The organism is Bradyrhizobium sp. USDA 4473 (assembly GCF_054063335.1).
Genome location: NZ_JBSSGE010000001.1, coordinates 5,134,399 through 5,153,187, shown reverse-complemented (window position 1 = coordinate 5,153,187; position 18,789 = coordinate 5,134,399). Strand labels below are relative to the sequence as shown.

Here is an 18,789-nt window from a genome sequence, read left to right as displayed (position 1 = left end):
GCGTTGCTGTAAAGCTGTGGGGGCGACATCAGAGGAATGGATCGTGGCCAACGAACCTGACAGCTCCAACGACGGGCCACTGGATCGGGCGATCGCGATCCTGAGCTTCGTTGCCGAACAGAAGAAGGCCTTGTCGGCTGCCGAGATCGCGGCCGCGTTGTCCCTTCCGCTTCCGACGGCGCACCGGCTGATCGGCAATCTCGAAGCGCGAGGCCTGATCCAGAAGGCGCTCGGCACCAAGCGCTACGTGGTCGGAAGCAAGCTCGTGACGCTCGCCGCCAAGACGATCGGCGCCGCGTTTCGCACCGTGCGCCGGCACGCGGTGCTGAGTGCGGTGGCTGATCGCATCGGCGAGCAATGCGAGATCGGCGTCGTCCGCGACAACGTCGTGGTCTATGTCGACAGCGTTCGCTCCAAGCAACAGCAAGCGCTACAGTTCAATCCGGGTGAAGCGGCGCCGCTGCACTGCACGTCGACCGGCAAGATCTACATGAGCCGTCTGCCCGCCAAGATCCGCCAGCGGCTGGTGCAGTCGCTCCCCCTCGTGCGCTACACCCCGACCACCATCGCCGATCCCGACGCGCTGTTGGCGTTACTCGAGGAGACGCGGCGCAGGGGCTGGGCCAAGACCAACGAGGAATTCGTACAGGGCGTCGTCGGCTGCGCCGTGCCGATCGTCTCGCCGGACGGCGACCTGATCGCATGCCTCGGTGTTTCGGTGCCGGCGGCACGCGTCGGCTTCGCCGGGCTCGACGCCTTCATCGCCCCGTTGCAGGAGGCGGCAACGCTGCTGTCCGAGACCATTCTACAGGATCATGAAGAACATTTCGCATATTCTCATTTTTCGGAATAAATTCTCTCGTTTTTCGAATTAGTGATCGATCTTACGCCAATCCTGTGTATCCTTGAGGCAGTTGATTGCGCTGACCACGATTGAGGCAGCGCACGCCAAGTCCACTTTGCGACGTCAGACCTGATCGCGCCGCCGGCCCGTCCGGCGGAACGTCTTGCCCTGCCCAGAGCCACCGGAGTGATCATGCGCCAGCACTATGACATCTCGGCCGTTCGCAAGGCCTTCCCGGCCGCCGAGCGCGTGGTCTACCTCGACAGCGGCTTTCAGACGCCGCTCTCCCGTCCGGTGAAGGAGGCGTATGAACGCTTCCTGTCGGAGAGCTTCGAAAACGCCGGCCCGAAGCAGGTCTGGCTCAATCGCCTCGAGGAGACCCGCGCCAAGGTCGCCAATTTCCTCGGCGTCAAGCCGCGCGAGATCGCGTTCACCAAGAACACCTCCGAGAGCATGAACATCGCCGCCAATGCGCTGCCACTGCGGGCCGGCGACAAGGTGCTGATGATCCATGGCGATCATCCCAACAACGCCTACGCCTTCCTCAATTTGCGCAAGAAGGGCGTCGAGATCGTGTTCATCCCGATGACCGACGTGGTGGATGCGGACAGCTTCCGGCCGCATATCGACGAGCGGACACGGGCGATCTCGATGTCGCAGGTCACCTTTCACGCCGGCCATCGCTTCGACGTCGAGAGCGTCGGCGAACTCTGCGCACAGCATTCGCTCTACTTTGTCGTCGACGTGATGCAGGGCATCGGCGTGGTGCCGATCGACGCCAAGACCATGAAGGCCACCTTCATCGGCTCCGGCACGCACAAGGGCCTGCTGGTGCCGCAAGGCCTCGGCCTGCTCTACTGGGATGCGACACGGACCGAGCTGCAGCCGGCCTACCTTGCGGCAGCCAGTCTCGCCGAGCCGCCGCTCGATTTCATCGCTAGCGCGGACAACATGGCACTATCAGCGACCGCGGGCCGCTTCGAGCTCGGCAATTTCAACCTGCCGGCGGTCCAGGCCCTGGGCGCGGCGATCGACCTCATCAACCAGATCGGACTCGAGAACATCCAGCAGCATTGCTTCGAGCTCGGCGATTACCTGATCGAGCGCCTCGATCGGCTCGGGATCGGCCTGATCGGCCCGCGCGCGCGGCAGCATCGCGCGCCGCACATCTATGTCATCGCGTTGCCGGCGGCCGACTGGCTGGACTACTTCACCCGGAACGGCATCCGCATCTCGCCGGAGCGCGACGGCATCCGCGTGTCGCTCGGCATGTTCAACACCACTGAAGACATCGACCGTCTGATCGAGGCCATCCGTGCCCGCAACGCGCCATCGACCCAGGCGCGTGCGGCCGTCTTGTCCAAGCTAGGCTAGCCTATTCGACTGTCCATTCAATTCAGCGGCACCCCGAGACGCCGGAAGGCGCGCCACAGCTCGGATGCGGCAACTCTCCGGTGGCGCAGGATCACGTCATGCAGGCAGGCAGCAGAGTCCAGACTTCGAGCAAGCTGACCACGTACATCATGGTCAGCCTGTTGCTGGGTATCGCCGTGGGTTACGCGTGCAATGCTCTCGCGAGCCCGGAACAAGCCAAGGCGATCGCCGGCTATTTCGCCATCATCTCCGACATCTTCCTGCGCATGATCAAAATGATCATCGCGCCGCTGGTGTTCGCCACCATCGTCTCCGGCATTTCCAGCCTCGGCGCCAGCGGAGGCGCGGTGGGACGCATCGCAGTCAAATCGCTGGCCTGGTTCATCACGGCGTCGGTGGCGTCGCTGACGGTCGGTCTGGTGCTCGCGAACCTGCTGCAGCCGGGGCACGGCCTCGGTCTTACGCTGCCCGACGCCAATGCCACCGCCAACGTCCAGACCGGCGCCCTGAACATCAAGGATTTCGCCGCCCACGTCTTCCCGATCAGTGTGGTCCAGGCGATGGCCGGCAACGAGGTGCTGCAGATCCTGGTGTTTTCGATGTTCTTCGGGTTTGCGCTGAGTGCGGTCAAAGGCACGCTTGCCCCCGACATCGCGCGGTCGATCGATCAGATCGTTCCTGTGATGCTGAAATTCACCGACTATGTCATGCGCTTTGCGCCCGTCGGCGTGTTCGCCGCGATGGCCGCGGTCATCACCACGCAGGGACTTGGCGTGCTCGTCACCTATGGCAAGTTCGTCAGCGCCTTCTACTTCGGCCTGCTGGTGCTCTGGGTGATCATCATCGGCGCGGGCAGCGTCGTGCTCGGCGGGTCGATCAGGAACCTGCTGCGCCTGCTGCGGCAGCCGATGATGATCGCGTTCTCGACCTCGAGCAGCGAGGCCGCCTTCCCGAAGATGATCGAGCAGCTGATGAAGTTCGGCGTATCGGAGCGGATCACCGGCTTCGTGCTGCCGCTCGGCTATTCGTTCAACCTCGACGGTTCGATGATGTATCAGACCTTCGCCGCGCTGTTCGTCGCCCAGGCCTTCAACATCGAGATGCCGATCACGACCCAGATCGCGATGCTGCTGCTGCTGATGATCACCAGCAAGGGCATCGCCGGCGTGCCGCGCGCCTCGCTGGTCGTGGCCGCCGCCACCCTCCCCACCTTCGGCCTGCCGGCCGGCGGCCTGGTGTTGCTGATCGGAATCGACGCCTTTCTCGACATGGGACGGACGATGACCAATGTCATCGGCAATGGCGTCGCAACCGCCGTCGTTGCGAAATGGGAGAACGAACTGAGCGAGCCTGCCGAGCAAGACGCAAAGTTCCTGCCAACCGCTGTCGCGGGATAGCGAGAGGTCGCGGCCGTGGAATCACGCGGCCGCTTGCTGGAATTTGTTCGTCGTCGGCAGGGATGCACGCGACGGCATCATCGTTGCTGAAAAAATTTCTGCCTATTGCCTGCGCGTCTCCGTATCTCCGCAATTCAGTCGGTGAATGGGCCATCCGATTGATCGCTCAGCAGGTTTGAACGTTGCGCGCACTTCTGCGTCGAAGTGCCGCAAGTTTCTGTCATCTGCGTGTTAAATACTTGCCAGATTTCGGCAACAACGCGCCGCTAGCTTTCCGATACCAAACAGAAGCATTTGCCGACCCCTGCGGTCGCAAGACGTGAACTGACGTCACCCGTGACGCCGGTCGCGCGCTTGCGCACGCGTGGCGGCGCATAAGCGGGGCGGCGTGGCGCGACGACTTTCGACCGTGTGTTGTGTCATCGCTGCGGCATGCCTCGGGCTCGCTGCGAGCGGCGTGACGGCCTTGTTCGGTGCAACCGGCCTGCAGGATGCGCCGCGAGCACAACCGGACGTCTGTGCCCGCCCCGACCCCGGCAGCACGATCAACGAGCCCGGCGAATTGCGCAGCCGCGACGGCGTGCTCGAAACCGACCTCGGCATCCACGACGAGAAGCTGGCCGATGGAGCGAGCCGCTATTGCTACCTGACGCCGGACGGCAAGCCGTCGCCGACGCTGCGGCTGAAGCCCGGCGATCAGCTCGTCATCCATTTCAAGAACGACCTCGTCGATCTCGATACAGCCACGCCTGCGATCGACAAGCCTCTCGCGGGCGCGCCGATCTGCACGACCAGGCCGAAGGTCGATGCCTGCGCAAGCGGCGCGATGACGCCGATCTCGACCAATCTGCACTTCCACGGACTGACAGTGCCGCCGGTCTGCCATCAGGATGATGTGCTGAAGACCTCGATTCAGCCCGACGATGCGCCGTTCGAATACCGCCTGCGGATTCCGGACGACGCGCCGCCCGGACTCTATTGGTATCACCCGCATCTGCACGGCTTCAGCAAGACGCAAGTGCTCGGCGGTGCCTCCGGCACCATCATCATCGAAGGCATCGAGCGCGCCGATCCGCAGCTCGCTGGCCTGCCCGAGCGCGTGCTGGTGATCCGCGACCAGGACCTCGTCAATCCCGACGCGCCGCCGTCGAGATTCGAGCCGGTCATGACCAAGAGCCAGCTCGACAATGACGGCGATGTCGCCAACTCCGGCACCGGCTTCGGCAAGCCGTCGAAGGATCTCTCGGTCAACTTCGTGCCGGTGCCCTATCCGAACTATCCGCCGGCCCAGTTGAAGATGAAGCCGGGCGAGCGGCAGCTCTGGCGCGTGCTGAACGCCTCCGCGATCACCTATCTCAACCTCGCTTTGTTGGTCGGCCGCGCACCGCAGCAGATCGGCATCGTCGCCCTCGACGGCATGCCGTTGCAATTCCAGGGCAGCCCGTCGCCGCCGGTGCAGTGGGTCAACCATATCGGCCTGCCGCCGGGCTCGCGCGCCGAGTTCATCGTCGAAGGACCGCCGGCCGGCTCACAGGCATTGCTGGTGACGCGTGCGGTCGACACCGGGCCCGCCGGCGAGAACGATCCCAATCGCGCGCTGGTTGCCATCACTGCCTCAGCGGATGCCGCCGCGCCGCAGGCCGCGCTGCCTGCGCATGCCGAGCCGATGCCGCGGCCGGAGCGGCCCTGGGTCGGCAACGTCGCGCCGGTGCGGGTGCGAAAATTGTTCTTCTCCGAACAGCCGGAGAACCCGAACGATCCGAACAGCCCGACCAAGTTCTTCATGACGGTCGACGGCGAGACCCCGAAGCCGTTCGATCCGCAATCCGATAGTCCCGACATCACCGTGAGACAGGGCGACGTCGAGGACTGGATCATCGAGAACCGCTCGATGGAGCTGCATGATTTCCATATCCACCAGCTGCACTTCCAGCTGCTCGACTGGTCCGGCGTCGCGGTCAACGAGCCGTTCCTGCGCGATACCGTCAACGTCCCCTACTACAACGGCCGGATGCTGAAATATCCGAGCGTGCGCCTGCGCATGGATTTCCGCGATCCCAACATCGTCGGCACCTTCGTCTACCACTGCCACGTCCTCGAGCATGAGGACGGCGGCATGATGGGACGGATCAAGGTCGTGCCGCGAGACACCGCAAGTTCCACCAAGCCGCTCAACGAGCAAAAAGGAGAGCTTTAATGCGCGACAGGCACAAGTCACGTTGGCTGCAGGGATGCCGCCTCACCCTCAGCGCGCTGGCGCTGGGTCAGTTCACCGCCGGCCCGGTGCTTGCGGAAGACTGGAATCACCATGGTGGCGGACACGAAACCCGGACCCCGATCAAGCACGTGATCGTCATCGTCGGCGAGAACCGCAGCTTCGACCATGTGTTCGCGACCTACGTGCCGCAGCGTTCCGGCGAAAGCGTGTTCAACCTGCTCTCGCAGGGCATCGTCAAGCTCGACGCCAACAAGAACGCGATTCCCGGTCCGAACTTCGAAAGGGCGCACCAGCAGGCGGCGATGGATAACGGCCCGAACGATGCGTTCCTGCTGAGCCCGCCGAAGCAGAACTTCCCCAAGGACCAGCTGCCGGCGCCGCTGGTCGGCGGCCCCAAGGTCTCCTACATCCCGAACCAATGCGGCAGCTCGCCGATCACCAGCTGCGAGGCGTCGCTTGCGCTTGCGCAGCAGTCGGAATCCGGCCTGCCGTCCGAATACTACCAATACCTGCTGTCCGGCGGCACCGGCCAGACCTCGCAGACCCCCGACCAGCGCATCACCAATGTCAGCGCGCTGCCGGCCGGCCCGTTCCAGCTCACCAACGGCGAGGCGATGCCCTACGACTCCTATTCGGCGAGCCCGGTGCATCGCTTCTACCAGATGTGGCAGCAGCTGAACTGCAACCACTCGGCGGCCAGCCGCGACAATCCGTCGGGCTGCGGCGGCAACCTGTTCGCCTGGGTTGAAGTGACCGTCGGCGCCGGCGCCAACGGCGCGACGCAGCCCTCCAACTTCTCCACCGAGTATTCGCCGACTGCGACGACCACCGGCGAGGGTTCGACGGCGCTCGGCTTCTACAATGTGCAGAAGGGCGACGTGCCCTACTTCACCTCGCTGGCACAGAAATATGCGATGAGCGACAACTTCCACCAGTCCGTCAACGGCGGCACCGGCGCCAACCACATCATGCTCGGTCATGCCGACATGATCTACTTCAGCGACACCTACGGCAACGCCGCGGTGCCGCCGAACGGCACGCAAGTGTTCGGCGGCACGCCGGACGCCGGCATCGTCCATCAGATCGAGAATCCGAATCCGGCTTCCGGCACCAACAACTGGTACACCGAGGACGGCTACGGCGCCGGCGGCAATGGCGGCTATCCCCCGCCCTACCAGACCAGCCCGGTGTCCGGCGGCGGCTCCTACAGCGACTGCTCGGATCCGACCCAGCCCGGCGTCAAGCCGATCCTCGACTATCTGAAGAACATCCGGATCAACGCGAATTGCGAACCGGGCCACTATTATCTGTTGAACAACTACAATCCCGGCTATTTCGGCAACGGCAAGAACGCCTACACCGACACCAATCCGTCGAACACGCCGTTCACGATCCCGCCGTCCACCCGCAAGAGCATCGGCGACAGCCTGAACGAGCGCAACATCTCCTGGAAGTATTACGGCGACCAGTGGAACAACTACGTCAACGATCCCTACCAGCTCAACTGGGGCGTCGCCGGCCCGACCGCCGACGAGTACTGCAACATCTGCAATCCGTTCCAGTACGACACCTCGATCATGTCGCATCCGGAACAGGTCGCAGCCCACATCAAGGACTCGGTTGATCTGTACTCCGACCTCTCCAAGCACTCGCTGCCGGCGGTCTCCATCGTCAAGCCGAGCGGCTTCACCGACGGTCACCCGTCGTCGTCCAAGCTCAATCTGTTCGAGGGCTTCGCCAAGAAGATCGTCGACCAGGTCCAGGCCTCGGACTACGCCAAGGACACCGCGATCTTCATCACCTTCGACGAAGGCGGCGGATACTTCGATTCCGGCTATGTGCAGCCGCTCGACTATTTCGGCGACGGCACCCGCATTCCGCTGATCGTGGTGTCGCCGTTCGCGCGGCAGGGCCACATCTCGCATGAATATGCCGATCACGTCTCGATCATCAAATTCATCGAGCGGAACTGGCGCCTGGAGCCGATCACCAACCGCAGCCGCGACAACTACCCGAATCCGGTCACGGCGCCCGGCAATCCCTATGTTCCGGTCAACAGCCCGGCGCTCAGCGATCTCTTCGACTTCTTCGACTTCGACGGCGGCGGCCATCATCATCACGATGGCGACGGCAACGATCGGGGCGGTAACTGGAACAACTGACGACCGCACCTCGCAACCTAACGATCCGCCGGCCCGAAAGGCCGGCGGATTTCGTTTTGTCGGGCTTGCGATTGGCGTGGAGGCCGCATGAGCGCAGCGATAGACGGGAACGGGCTTTCCCGGATGTCGCGGAGCCTGTCATCGGGCGCGCGTTCGCGCGACCCGTTGGCTCATCGAGCTACGGATTCCCGACTGGGCGGCAATGGTTCGCGTGACTGCCGAATGCGTCCAAGCTGCCGTTGAAGTGTCCCCGCCGGCCGTTACGGCTTCTGATAGATCACGTGGCCGGCGCGGATCGTCGTGCTCACCTTCGCGAGATTGCCGACGTCGGCGAGTGGATCGCCGTCGAGCACCACGAGATCGGCGTCAAAGCCCTGCTCGACCTTGCCCTTCTTCGCCGCCTTGAAGAACCGCGCCGGATTGGTGGTCAGCGACGCCAGCACCTGGCGCTCCGACAGCACCCGGTGCATCAGCCGGACTTCCTGCGTGGTATCGTACTGCGTCGTGAAGCCGACATCGGTGCCGAACAGCACCGTGCCGCCGTTGTCGGAGAACTGCTTGAGCTGGTTGACGGTCGCAGCAATCAGACGGTTGGTGACGTTGGGATCGAGCACGACGGTGGTGAACAGCCCGAGCGTCGGAATGAGCGCCGTGCCCTGCGCCTTGAACCGCGCCAGCTGGTCGTCGGTGTAGGCGCGCTCGCTCGGCGTGGTGTGCGCAAGCACGTCGACATCGGATGCGATCACCGTCTCGACGCCGACCTTGTTCTGCGGGTGCGCGAACACCGGGCGGCCCTGCGCATGCGCGACGTCGACGGCCGCCTTGGCAATCGCGGGATCCATGTTGATGACAGGCTTGTCGCCCATGAACGCGCCGGTGAACAGCTTGATGCCGTCCTCGCCTATCGCGAGCCAGTCGCGCGCCCATTTTGCGGCCTCCTCCGGCGTCGCGACCTCGGGCAGTTGCACCTCGCTCGGGACGTAGACGGGATGGCCTCCCTTCGGAAAAATGTTGCCGGCGAGCAGGATGGTCGGACCCGCGACCTCGCCCGCCGCGATGCGCTTGCGCAGCGGCAACGTGTCGTTTGGATCGGAGCCGAGATCCCAGACCGTGGTGAACCCCCACCGCGTCAGCATCTCCTGCATGTGCTGTGTCAGCACCGCGGCCGGCGCTGCGCCGGCGTTGTGCCAGACACGCTCCGTGAAATGCACATGGCTGTTCCAGAACCCGGCGACGATGGTCTTGCCGCTGCAATCGATCACGCGCGCATCCGGGGGCGCCGTGACCTCGCCTGATTTGCCGACCGCGCTGATGACGCCGTCCGATATCACGATCACCGCATCCGGCAGCGCCGCCGCATCGGCCGATGCGTAAAGCGTGCCGCCGCGGAGCACCATGGTTTCGGCATCTGAAGTCGCCGTCGTGGCGACCAAGGCAATGAGAACAAGCGCGACGCGTAGCCGGATCCCGGTCATGGACAGCCTCTTTCAGGATTGCACGCCGGCAACGGTCCGGCGCGCGGCACCATAGAGGCTGTGTGCGGCGCGGTTTGATCGTTCTTGCTGTGCGCGAGGGATATTGGGGCAGCGCGCCCGCCTCGTCACTCCTCGGGCGCGTTCTCGATCGGGTCGAAGCGATCGGCCTCGAGCCCGAGTAGATTCCAGGATTGCAGCATGTGCGGCGGCAACGGCGCGCTGACATCGATCACGCCGCCGCGCGGGTGCGGGATCACGATGCGGCGGGCGAGCAGATGCAGCCGGTTTTGCAGGCCACCGGGCAGCTGCCAGTTCTCCTTGTTGAAATATTTGGGGTCGCCGACGATGGCGTGATCGATATGCGCCATGTGCGCGCGCAATTGATGGGTGCGGCCGGTCACCGGCTTGAGCGACACCCAGGCGAGCTTGGTCGCGGAAGCCTCGACCACGGCGTAATAGGTCACGGCGTGGCTGGCGCCTTCGTCACCATGCTCGGCGATCCGCATGATGCTGTCCTCCTCGCTCTCCTCCTTGGCGAGGTAGGTCGAGATGCGGCCCTGCTTCGGCTTCGGCACGCCGGCGACCAGCGCCCAGTAGATTTTTCGCGCGGAGCGGTGGCGGAAGGCGCCGGTGAGGAACGATGCAGCGAAGCGCGTCTTGGCGATCAAGAGGCAGCCGGAGGTCTCGCGGTCGATGCGATGCACCAGCCGCGGCTTCTGCCCCTTGGCATCGCGCATCACCTCCAGCATCTGGTCGACATGGCGCGTCATGCCGGAGCCGCCCTGCACGGCGAGACCGGCCGGCTTGTTCAGCACCAGCACGTCGTCGTCCTCGTACAGCGTCATCTCCTTCAGCGCCTGCAGCGTCTTCGCCTCGGCCTCCGAGAGCGTACCGACCGTCTTCGGCGTATCGAGCCGCAGCGGCGGGATCCGCACGCTCTGGCCTTCCTCCAGCCGGTCCTTGGAATCGGCGCGCTTGCCGTTGACGCGAAGCTCGCCTTTCCGGACGATGCGCTGGATGTGGGAGAACGACAGGCCGGGAAACCGCGCCTCGAGGAAGCGGTCGACGCGCATGCCGTTCTCGTCAGCGGTAACGACGACGGTCTGCACCTTGGTCGGCAAGAGCTGCTCGGCCGCGGGCTTCGCGGCGGCGGGCTCGACCCGCTCCCCGCGGTCGCGGCGCGGCTCGGCAAAGCGCGGCGGCTTTCCCGGCGCACGGTGCGCGAACGGACGGTCGCCCGACTTGCGGTCAGCTTTGCGATCGTCCGGCTTGCGGCCGCGTTGTGCCGATCCGCCCTTGCTGCGATCCTTGCTGCGATCCTTGCCGTGTTCGCCGGCACGGTCACGGCCCTTGTCGCGCCCTTTGGCGCGATCGCCCGGCGATGTGGTTCTCTTGATGCGGCGGCTCATGATGGTGTTTCGGCTCCAGACCTGCATTGTGCCTAGCGCAAATGCCGCGAATCGTCACGGCGAAATCGGTACAATTCCGGCGCAACATCGGCCATGGTCGCGCCGGCTGCGGCAAGCGATGGGGGCGCCCCCCGCAATGAGACCTTCGATAGCGGCGCTGGCGGGCACCCAGTTGGTGAAGTGCGGCCGCCCAGTTGGTGAAGTGAAGCGCTAGCCGCCGCGCTCCTTGCGCAGCCGCTGCCAATAATCCAGCCGTTTCCTGATCTCGCGCTCGAAGCCGCGGTCGGGCGGATCGTAGAAGGTCTGGCGGCCGAGCGCTTCCGGGAAATAGTCCTGGCCGGAGAACGCGTCGGGTGCGTCGTGATCGTATTGATAGCCGGAGCCATAGCCCTCCGACTTCATCAGCTTGGTCGGCGAATTCAGGATGTGCTTCGGCGGCAACAGCGAGCCGCCCTGCTTGGCGGTCTGCATCGCCGCACCGAACGCGGTGTAGACCGCGTTCGATTTCGGCGCGGTGGCGAGATAGACCACCGCCTGTGCGATCGCGAGCTCGCCTTCCGGCGAGCCGAGGAAATCATAGGCATCCTTGGCGGCGTTGCAGACCGCCAGCGCCTGCGGATCGGCCAGGCCGATATCCTCGACCGCCATGCGTACCACGCGTCGCGCCAGGAACAGCGGATCCTCGCCGGCGTCGAACATGCGCGCGAGATAATACAGCGCCGCATCCGGATCGGAGCCGCGCACCGACTTATGCAGCGCCGAGATCAGATTGTAGTGGCCGTCGGCCGATTTGTCGTAGATCGGCGCGCGGCGTTGCAGGATCGCCTGCAACTGCTCGGCGTTGAACACCTCGCCCTTCCGCGCGGCGCGCCAGACCTCTTCGGCCAATGTCAGCGAGGCGCGGCCGTCGCCGTCGGCCATGCGCACCAGCACGGCGCGTGCCTCCGCATCGAGCGGCAGGGCCTTGCCCTCGATCTTCTCGGCATTCGCGAACAGCCGCTCGATCGCCGCGGTATCGAGCGAATGAAACACCAGCACCCGGGCGCGCGACAGCAGCGCCGCGTTGAGCTCGAACGACGGGTTCTCCGTGGTGGCGCCGACCAGCACCACGGTGCCGTCCTCCATCACGGGCAGGAAGGAATCCTGCTGCGCGCGGTTGAACCGGTGCACCTCGTCGACGAACAGCAGGGTGCCCTTGCCGGTCTCGCGGCGGGCACGCGCGGCATCGAACGCCTTCTTCAGATCGGCGACGCCGGAGAACACCGCGGAGATCTGCTCGAAATGCAATTCGGTGGCGTCGGCGAGCAGCCGCGCCACGGTGGTCTTGCCGGTGCCGGGCGGTCCCCAGAACACCAGCGAGCCCAAGGTGCGCGTCTCCAGCATGCGGGTCAGCGCGCCGTCGGGGCCGAGGATGTGATCCTGCCCGACGACGTCGGCCAGCGTGCGCGGGCGCAGCCGGTCCGGCAGCGGGTGTGGCGCGTCCTGCTCCATCCCCGCCGCAGCGAACAGGTTCGGCGCGTCGCGCGGTCTCTTTGGGCTCATCCGCCGAGCGTCACGTTGATCTGCTGGCCGCCGCGCACCAGCGTGATGCGCCAGATCCGCGAGCCTGCCTTCGATACCTTCTCGAGATCGCTGGTGCGCACGATCTTCTCATTGTTGACCGCCAGAATGATGTCGCCCTTCTGGAAGCCGACATTGGCGGCGGTGCCGTCATCGGCGAGCTCGGTGACGACAACGCCCTCGGCGCCGGCATCGAGATGCAGCTCATCGGCGAGCGCCGGCGAGATGTTGGCGACCCGTGCGCCCTGGAACGGCGAGCGCGCGGTCAGCACGATCTCGTCGCGGTTGGTGTCGGGCGCGGTCTCCAGCGGCACGGTCAGCTTCACCGGCTTGCCGGCACGCTGCACCTCGATCTCGGCGCTGCCGCCGAGCGGACGGGTGGCGAAGCGGTAGTCGAACGCGTTGGGATCGTCGACCGGCGTCCCGTCGATCCCGACGATCAGGTCGGACAGTTTGAGCCCGGCCTTCGCCGCCGGGCTGTTCGGCGCGACGTTGGCGACCAGCGCACCGGACGGCAACTTCAGCCCCAGCGTCTCCGCGATCTCCGGCGTGACCGCTTGCAGCCGCGCGCCGAGCCATGGCCGCTTCACATTCTTGCCGCCGCTCTTGGCGGAGGCCACCACCACGCGCACCATGTTGGCCGGGATCGCAAAGCCGATGCCCTGCGAGCCGCCGGAGCGCGAGAAGATCGCGGTGTTGATGCCGGCGAGCCGGCCGGTCATGTCGACCAGCGCACCGCCCGAATTGCCGGGATTGATCGCGGCGTCGGTCTGAATGAAGAATTGATAATCCGTGATCCCGACTTGAGTACGCGCCAGCGCCGAGATGATGCCGTGCGTCACGGTCTGGCCGACGCCGAACGGGTTGCCGATCGCGAGCACGACGTCGCCGACCTGCAGCTGGTCGGAATTGGCGAAGTCGAGCGTTGCGAACTTCTCCTTGTTGGTCTCCTTCAGCCTGAGCACCGCAAGGTCGGTGCGGCTGTCCTTCAGCACGATCTCGGCCTCATATTCGCGCTTGTCGGCGAGCGAGACCTTGACCTGGTCGGCGCCCTCGATCACGTGATTGTTTGTGACCACGAGGCCGGACGCATCGACCATCACGCCGGAGCCGAGCGAGCGCTGCATCTGCTCGGGCTGCTGCCCGGGCACGCCGAAAAAGCGGCGGAAGATCGGATCGTCCAGGAACGGATTGCGGTTCTGCACCATCTTGGCGGCGTAGACATTGACCACCGCCGGCTGCACCCGCTGCACGATCGGCGCATAGGATAATTGCAGTTCGGCCTGCGAGGACGGCACGCGGCGGTCCTGGGCTGCGGCCGGGGATAGAATCCCCATGAAAGCCAATGTGCACAGGGCGGATATGGCAGCAAAACGGACGGGTCGGAGCATTCTCACCTCTCGAGGAAACGCCGGAATATAGGCGCGTTCGCCGGGCAAATGAAGGGCGCCCGACCGGATAAACCGCCCCTGCCGGACCGGTGCAAAACCCCTGGCCGCCGCGTTGAAGCGCGCCGCCAGGCTTCTATGATGGCTGTCATCTCACTGCGCCGCGCCGCTTGTTGCCTGCGGACAACAAGCGGAACTGCGAGGCTCGAAATCGCTGTCGTGCGTCAGTCACGTTCGACTCCTAGGACGTCTCGGTGAGTGAGTGGGGACTTCAAAACACAACAGGGGTGCACAATGGGTGCAACAAAACTTGGTGCCATCGCCATCGGGCTGGCCGGGGCGCTCGCCGCCTCGCCGGCCTATTCGCAATCGGCCGGAGGCGGCAGCGACGCGGAGATCGCGCTGCTCAAGCAGCAGCTGAAGATGCTCGAGCAGAAGCTCGATAAACTTCAGAAGCAGACCAATGCCAACACCGCGACCGCGGCCAGCGCGAACGCCAACGCGAAGGCGGCCGATGCCAAGGCAACCGATGCGAAGGCCGCGCGCGTCGCAAGCGCCAACGCCGCGATCCCGGTGAAGGGCCCGGTCGCGCCGTCGGGCGTCGTGGTGACGATGCCGAACAACCGGCCGACGATCTGCACCGCGGACGAACAGAACTGCGTCGCGATCACCAGTCGCGTGCACTGGGATGTCGGCGGCTACGACTATCGGCCGAACACCGCAGCCACCTCGCCGCAGAAGCTCGACAGCGGCGAGAACGTGCGCCGCGCGCGCATCGGCATCGTCGGCAAATTCCTCGGCGACTGGAATTACGCGTTGATCTACGACTTCGGCGGCTCGTCCGACGGCTTCGGCGGCGCGGCAGCGGGATCGCTGCCCGGCGGCGGCACCTCCGGCATCGAGAACGCCTATCTGAGCTACACCGGCTTCAAGCCGTTCGGCGGCAAGATGGCGATCGAAGGCGGCATCATGGATATCCCGTGGACGCTCGACGAAGCCACCAGCTCCAACGACATCCTGTTCATGGAGCGCGCCTCGGTCGGCATCATCGCGCAGAACATCGCCGCCGGCGACTTCCGCTCCGGCGCCGGCACCCGCTGGTGGAACGACCAGCTCTGGATCGGCGGCTACGTCACCGGACCGACCACCGGCGCGATCCACTCCGCCTCGTCGGCCTCGCCGGCCGGCACCTCCGAGCAGTATGGCGGCGTCGTCCGCGTCGCCGGCAATCCGATCAGCGGCAAGAACTATTCGGTGCATATCGGCGCCGACGCGGAATGGCTGGTGCAGCCGCCGCGCAACCAGCTGACGCAGGCGCAGACGCTCACGCTGAGCGACCGGCCCGAGCTGCGCATCGATCCGACGACGCTGATCTCGACCGGCGCGATCGCCAATGTCTCCGGCGCCCAGGTCTACGGCGTCGAGGCGGCGGCGACCTATGGCCCGTTGATCGCCCAGGGCGAGTACTACTGGTTCAACGTCGACCGCTCCGCGAATACCGGCCTGCCGCCGTTCGGCGCGCCGAGCCTGAAATTCGACGGCGGCTACGCGCAGGTCGGCTACGTGCTGACCGGCGAGAACCACGCCTACAATGCGGCGACGGCCTCCTATAGCGGAATCAAGCCGCACGATCCGGTCTCGCTCGCCGGCGGCGGCATCGGCGCCTGGGAAATCGCCGGCCGCGTCAGCACGATGAACCTCAACGACCAGGTCGGCCAGGCGGTCGGCGTCGCCGGTGGACGGCAGACCGTCTACACCGCCGCGCTGAACTGGTACGTCAACAACAACGTTCGCTTCATGCTGAACTATCTGCACGGCGACGTCGCCAAGCAGGCTTCCGCGACGTCGAGCGCGGATGCCGGGTCGAAATTCGACGCGGTCGCGCTGCGCACGCAGGTCGCGTTCTGAGGCAGTGTGATCTGTCGCTAACAAACAGACGGCCGGGGCATTGCTCCGGCCGTTTCGTTTTGGAGTGCTAAGCCGCGCGCTTCTTCTTCACCACGACCTCCGGCGCCGGCGCACAGGACAGCCGCTCCTGATGGCCCTCGCCCCAGGCTTTCAGAATATCGATCACCGGGCGCAGGCTCTCGCCGAGTTCGGACAGCGTGTATTCGACCCGCGGCGGCACCTCGGCATAGACCTTGCGGATCACGAGGCCGTCGTCCTCGAGCGCCCGCAGCTGCTTGGTCAGCATGCGTTGCGTGATGCCGGGCATCCGCCGCCGCAGCTCGCCGAAGCGCTGGGTGCCGGCCTGCAAGTGATAGAGGATCACGCCCTTCCATTTACCGTCGATCAGGTCGAGCGCCGCCTCGACCGCGCAGCCCGGCCGGCGGGCAAAATTCTTCCGTTTCATCGGTATTTTCCCAATAGTATACAAACAGTGACTAGTTCCCTGATTTTACAGTACTTGCCAAAAGGACGCCAGCGCGACAGGTATCACGGCAGGCAATCGCCCATCACGGAGACCAACATGAAGGCCGTCGGATACCAGAAGTCGCTGCCGATCGAGGCGGCGGAGTCGCTCGTCGATTTCGAGATCGCCAAGCCCGAACCGAAGGGACGCGACATCCGCGTCGCGGTGAAGGCGATCTCGGCCAACCCGGTCGACTACAAGGTGCGCAAGCGCGCGGCGCCGACCGACGGGAGCTACAAGATCCTCGGCTTCGATGCGGCCGGCGTGGTCGACGCCGTCGGACCCGACGTGTCGCTGTTCAAGCCGGGCGACGAGGTGTTCTACGCGGGCTCGATCCAGCGCCAGGGCACCAATTCGGAATTTCACCTGGTCGACGAGCGCATCGTCGGCAACAAGCCGGCCTCGCTGTCGTTCGCGCAGGCCGCTGCCCTGCCGCTGACCTCGATCACCGCCTGGGAGCTGCTGTTCGACCGGCTCGGCGCCGTACCCGGCAAGAGCCTCGATCCGCGCACGCTGTTGATCATCGGCGGCGCCGGCGGCGTCGGCTCGATCCTGATCCAGCTTGCCCGCCGCCTCACCGGCCTCACCGTTGTCGCAACCGCGACGCGGCCGGAGTCGCAGAAGTGGTGTCGCGATCTCGGCGCACATGCGGTGATCGACCACTCGCAGCCGATGAAGGAGCAAATCGAGACGTTGAAGCTGGCGCCGGTCGGCCTGGTCGCCAGCCTCACCTTCACCGACCAACACTACAAGTCGATCGCCGACTTCATCGCGCCGCAAGGCAAGTTCGGCCTGATCGATGATCCCGCCGAATTCAACGTCGCCGTGTTCAAGGGCAAGGCGGTGTCGGTGCACTGGGAATCGATGTTCACGCGCTCCTCGTTCCAGACGCCGGACATGATCGCGCAGCATCACCTGCTCAACGACGTTGCCGACCTCATCGACAAGGGCGTGCTGCGCACCACGCTCGACCAGACCTTCGGCACCATCAACGCCGCCAACCTCAAGCGCGCCCACGCGCTGCTGGAGAGCGGCAAGTCGCGTGGCAAGATTGTGCTGGAGGGCTGGTAGCCCCCGCTGCGGTGGGTGGATTGGGCCTACTGCGTCATGGTTCTGCCCCCGTCGTCATTGCGAGGAGCGATAGCGACGAAGCAATCCATCCAACCGCGTTTGCGGGCAGATGGATTGCTTCGCGGAGCCTGTCATCCGGCGGCGCTTCGCGCCGATCGGGTGGCTCGCAATGACGGCTGGGCCGCAGGATCTGTGGAGAATCGGCTGCAGCGCGGTAGGCGCAGCCAAGCCGCCCTACATGACTTCCCCACAGGCCTGCTTGTGGCTTTTGCCAAAGCCGCCGGCGCCTGTATGATTTGCGCAACGATCACCCCGTCTTCAATCCGGCCGATGCAAAGCGTGGCTGGAACGGTGGTGACGCTCACGGGGATGGGAGGAAACCGATGCGTTTGCTCACGGCCGATCCGTCGCGGATCGATCCGGAGTGGATGACGCGGGTGCTGCGCACGGGCGGTGCGATCGACCAGGTCAGGGTCACTGATCTCGTGTGCAATCCGGTCGGCAACGGCCTCGTGGGCGACAGCTATCGATTTCACCTGAGCTATGACGGTTGTGAGCCGAATGCGCCCGCGAGCGTGGTCGGCAAATTCCCGGCCGCAGATCCCGACAGCCGCCATTCCGGTTCCGCGCACACGCTTTACGTCCGCGAGGTCGCGTTCTATCGCGAGCTGGCAACAACGGTTGCCATTCACACCCCGCGGCCGATCCTCGCCGAAATCGATCCGGCCACCGACGATTTTACGCTGATCCTGGAAGATCTGGCCCCCGCACGCCCGGGCGACCAGCTCGCCGGATGCACAATCGCGGACTGCCAGACCGCGATCCGTGAGGCCGCCGCGTTGCACGCGCCACGCTGGAACGATCCGACGCTCGATGCCGTGCAATGCTTCACGGTTGCTGCCAGCCGGCGCAAGGACCTGCGCGCGGTGCTGCCCGGCATTATCGGCCACTACAAGGAGCGCTATCGCGGCGTGATCGAGCCCGAATTCCTCGATCTGATCGATCGGCTTCCGGACGCGATCCCGCGCTATCAGGCCGATCGATCGGTGCCGCGAACCCTGCAACATGCGGACTTCCGGCTCGACAACATGCTGTTCGACGTCCGCGGCAACAGCCGTCCGATGGCGACGCTGGATTGGCAGACGCTGACGGTGGGGCCCGGGATGGTCGACGTCGCCTATTTCCTGTCGGCCGGAATCGATCCAGCCGAACGGCGATTGCATGAATCCGATCTGGTGCGGCTCTATCATTCCGAGCTGATCCGGCGCGGCGTGCGCGACTACGGCTGGGATCAATGCTGGCGGGATTACCGGCGCTACACGCTGCATGGCATCATGATGGGCGTGGTCTCGGCGCTCAGTGTGCAGCGCTCCGAGCGCGGCGACGCGCTGTTCCTGAAGATGACCCGCGGCGCCTGCGCGCAAGCGCTCGACCACGACAGTTTTGCATATTGGCAGGACTGAAGCGGTTCGCGTGAG

Annotated in this window: 13 protein-coding genes; 8 read left to right on the top strand and 5 right to left on the bottom strand. The window is 65.2% G+C overall.

Annotated features, from left to right (window positions below):
• Positions 1-43 precede the first annotated feature (43 nt).
• The 5 genes from ACVW17_RS24195 (at position 44) to ACVW17_RS24175 (ending at position 7,995) form a co-directional block, all read left to right on the top strand.
• Positions 44-853: an IclR family transcriptional regulator gene (locus ACVW17_RS24195; RefSeq protein WP_456754219.1), complete on the top strand. Its 810-nt coding sequence runs from the start codon at positions 44-46 to the stop codon at positions 851-853.
• 183 nt (positions 854-1,036) lie between these two features.
• Complete coding sequence (locus tag ACVW17_RS24190; protein WP_456754218.1) at positions 1,037-2,218, top strand: aminotransferase class V-fold PLP-dependent enzyme; 1,182 nt, start codon at positions 1,037-1,039, stop codon at positions 2,216-2,218.
• A gap of 98 nt (positions 2,219-2,316) precedes the next feature.
• Positions 2,317-3,615, top strand: a complete 1,299-nt coding sequence (locus ACVW17_RS24185) for a dicarboxylate/amino acid:cation symporter (RefSeq protein ID WP_456754217.1) — start codon at positions 2,317-2,319, stop codon at positions 3,613-3,615.
• Between the two features lie 457 nt (positions 3,616-4,072).
• Complete coding sequence (locus ACVW17_RS24180; RefSeq protein WP_456754216.1) at positions 4,073-5,812, top strand: multicopper oxidase family protein; 1,740 nt, start codon at positions 4,073-4,075, stop codon at positions 5,810-5,812.
• A complete protein-coding gene (locus ACVW17_RS24175) occupies positions 5,812-7,995 on the top strand; it encodes an alkaline phosphatase family protein (protein WP_456754215.1) in 2,184 nt (727 codons plus the stop codon). Before ACVW17_RS24180 ends, ACVW17_RS24175 begins: the two co-directional genes overlap by 1 nt.
• Positions 7,996-8,255: 260 nt before the next feature.
• Here ACVW17_RS24175 and ACVW17_RS24170 read toward each other — a convergent pair whose 3' ends face one another.
• The 4 genes from ACVW17_RS24170 to ACVW17_RS24155 form a co-directional block, all read right to left on the bottom strand.
• Complete coding sequence (locus ACVW17_RS24170; protein WP_456754214.1) at positions 8,256-9,470, bottom strand: amidohydrolase family protein; 1,215 nt, start codon at positions 9,468-9,470, stop codon at positions 8,256-8,258.
• A gap of 125 nt (positions 9,471-9,595) precedes the next feature.
• A complete protein-coding gene (locus ACVW17_RS24165) occupies positions 9,596-10,879 on the bottom strand; it encodes an RluA family pseudouridine synthase (protein WP_456754213.1) in 1,284 nt (427 codons plus the stop codon).
• Between the two features lie 210 nt (positions 10,880-11,089).
• A complete protein-coding gene (locus tag ACVW17_RS24160) occupies positions 11,090-12,421 on the bottom strand; it encodes a replication-associated recombination protein A (RefSeq protein ID WP_456754212.1) in 1,332 nt (443 codons plus the stop codon).
• A complete protein-coding gene (locus ACVW17_RS24155) occupies positions 12,418-13,776 on the bottom strand; it encodes a DegQ family serine endoprotease (RefSeq protein ID WP_456754211.1) in 1,359 nt (452 codons plus the stop codon). Before ACVW17_RS24155 ends, ACVW17_RS24160 begins: the two co-directional genes overlap by 4 nt.
• Before the next feature lie 345 nt (positions 13,777-14,121).
• On the opposite strand from ACVW17_RS24155, the gene ACVW17_RS24150 reads away from it, so the two are divergent.
• The gene (locus ACVW17_RS24150; protein WP_456754210.1) at positions 14,122-15,735 is read left to right on the top strand and encodes an OprO/OprP family phosphate-selective porin; all 1,614 of its coding nucleotides are present in this window, start codon (positions 14,122-14,124) and stop codon (positions 15,733-15,735) included.
• Positions 15,736-15,802: 67 nt separating this feature from the next.
• Here ACVW17_RS24150 and ACVW17_RS24145 read toward each other — a convergent pair whose 3' ends face one another.
• Positions 15,803-16,180: a winged helix-turn-helix transcriptional regulator gene (locus tag ACVW17_RS24145; RefSeq protein ID WP_021081638.1), complete on the bottom strand. Its 378-nt coding sequence runs from the start codon at positions 16,178-16,180 to the stop codon at positions 15,803-15,805.
• Positions 16,181-16,297: 117 nt separating this feature from the next.
• Between ACVW17_RS24145 and ACVW17_RS24140 the strand changes: the two genes are divergently transcribed.
• Together ACVW17_RS24140 and ACVW17_RS24135 are read left to right on the top strand one after the other, a co-directional pair.
• Entirely contained in the window at positions 16,298-17,311 is a 1,014-nt protein-coding gene (locus tag ACVW17_RS24140) for a zinc-binding alcohol dehydrogenase family protein (protein ID WP_456754209.1), read from the top strand.
• A gap of 383 nt (positions 17,312-17,694) precedes the next feature.
• The gene (locus ACVW17_RS24135) at positions 17,695-18,774 is read left to right on the top strand and encodes a phosphotransferase family protein (RefSeq protein WP_456754208.1); all 1,080 of its coding nucleotides are present in this window, start codon (positions 17,695-17,697) and stop codon (positions 18,772-18,774) included.
• The last annotated feature ends 15 nt before the right edge of the window (positions 18,775-18,789 follow it).

Coding starts and splice junctions, on each gene's coding strand:
- ACVW17_RS24190 (WP_456754218.1), top strand. CDS start 1,037: ATGCGCCAGCACTATGACATCTCGGCCGTTCGCAAGGCCTTCCCGGCC.
- ACVW17_RS24185 (WP_456754217.1), top strand. CDS start 2,317: ATGCAGGCAGGCAGCAGAGTCCAGACTTCGAGCAAGCTGACCACGTAC.
- ACVW17_RS24175 (WP_456754215.1), top strand. CDS start 5,812: ATGCGCGACAGGCACAAGTCACGTTGGCTGCAGGGATGCCGCCTCACC.
- ACVW17_RS24170 (WP_456754214.1), bottom strand. CDS start 9,470: ATGACCGGGATCCGGCTACGCGTCGCGCTTGTTCTCATTGCCTTGGTC.
- ACVW17_RS24165 (WP_456754213.1), bottom strand. CDS start 10,879: ATGAGCCGCCGCATCAAGAGAACCACATCGCCGGGCGATCGCGCCAAA.
- ACVW17_RS24160 (WP_456754212.1), bottom strand. CDS start 12,421: ATGAGCCCAAAGAGACCGCGCGACGCGCCGAACCTGTTCGCTGCGGCG.
- ACVW17_RS24155 (WP_456754211.1), bottom strand. CDS start 13,776: ATGGGGATTCTATCCCCGGCCGCAGCCCAGGACCGCCGCGTGCCGTCC.
- ACVW17_RS24150 (WP_456754210.1), top strand. CDS start 14,122: ATGGGTGCAACAAAACTTGGTGCCATCGCCATCGGGCTGGCCGGGGCG.
- ACVW17_RS24145 (WP_021081638.1), bottom strand. CDS start 16,180: ATGAAACGGAAGAATTTTGCCCGCCGGCCGGGCTGCGCGGTCGAGGCG.
- ACVW17_RS24140 (WP_456754209.1), top strand. CDS start 16,298: ATGAAGGCCGTCGGATACCAGAAGTCGCTGCCGATCGAGGCGGCGGAG.
- ACVW17_RS24135 (WP_456754208.1), top strand. CDS start 17,695: ATGCGTTTGCTCACGGCCGATCCGTCGCGGATCGATCCGGAGTGGATG.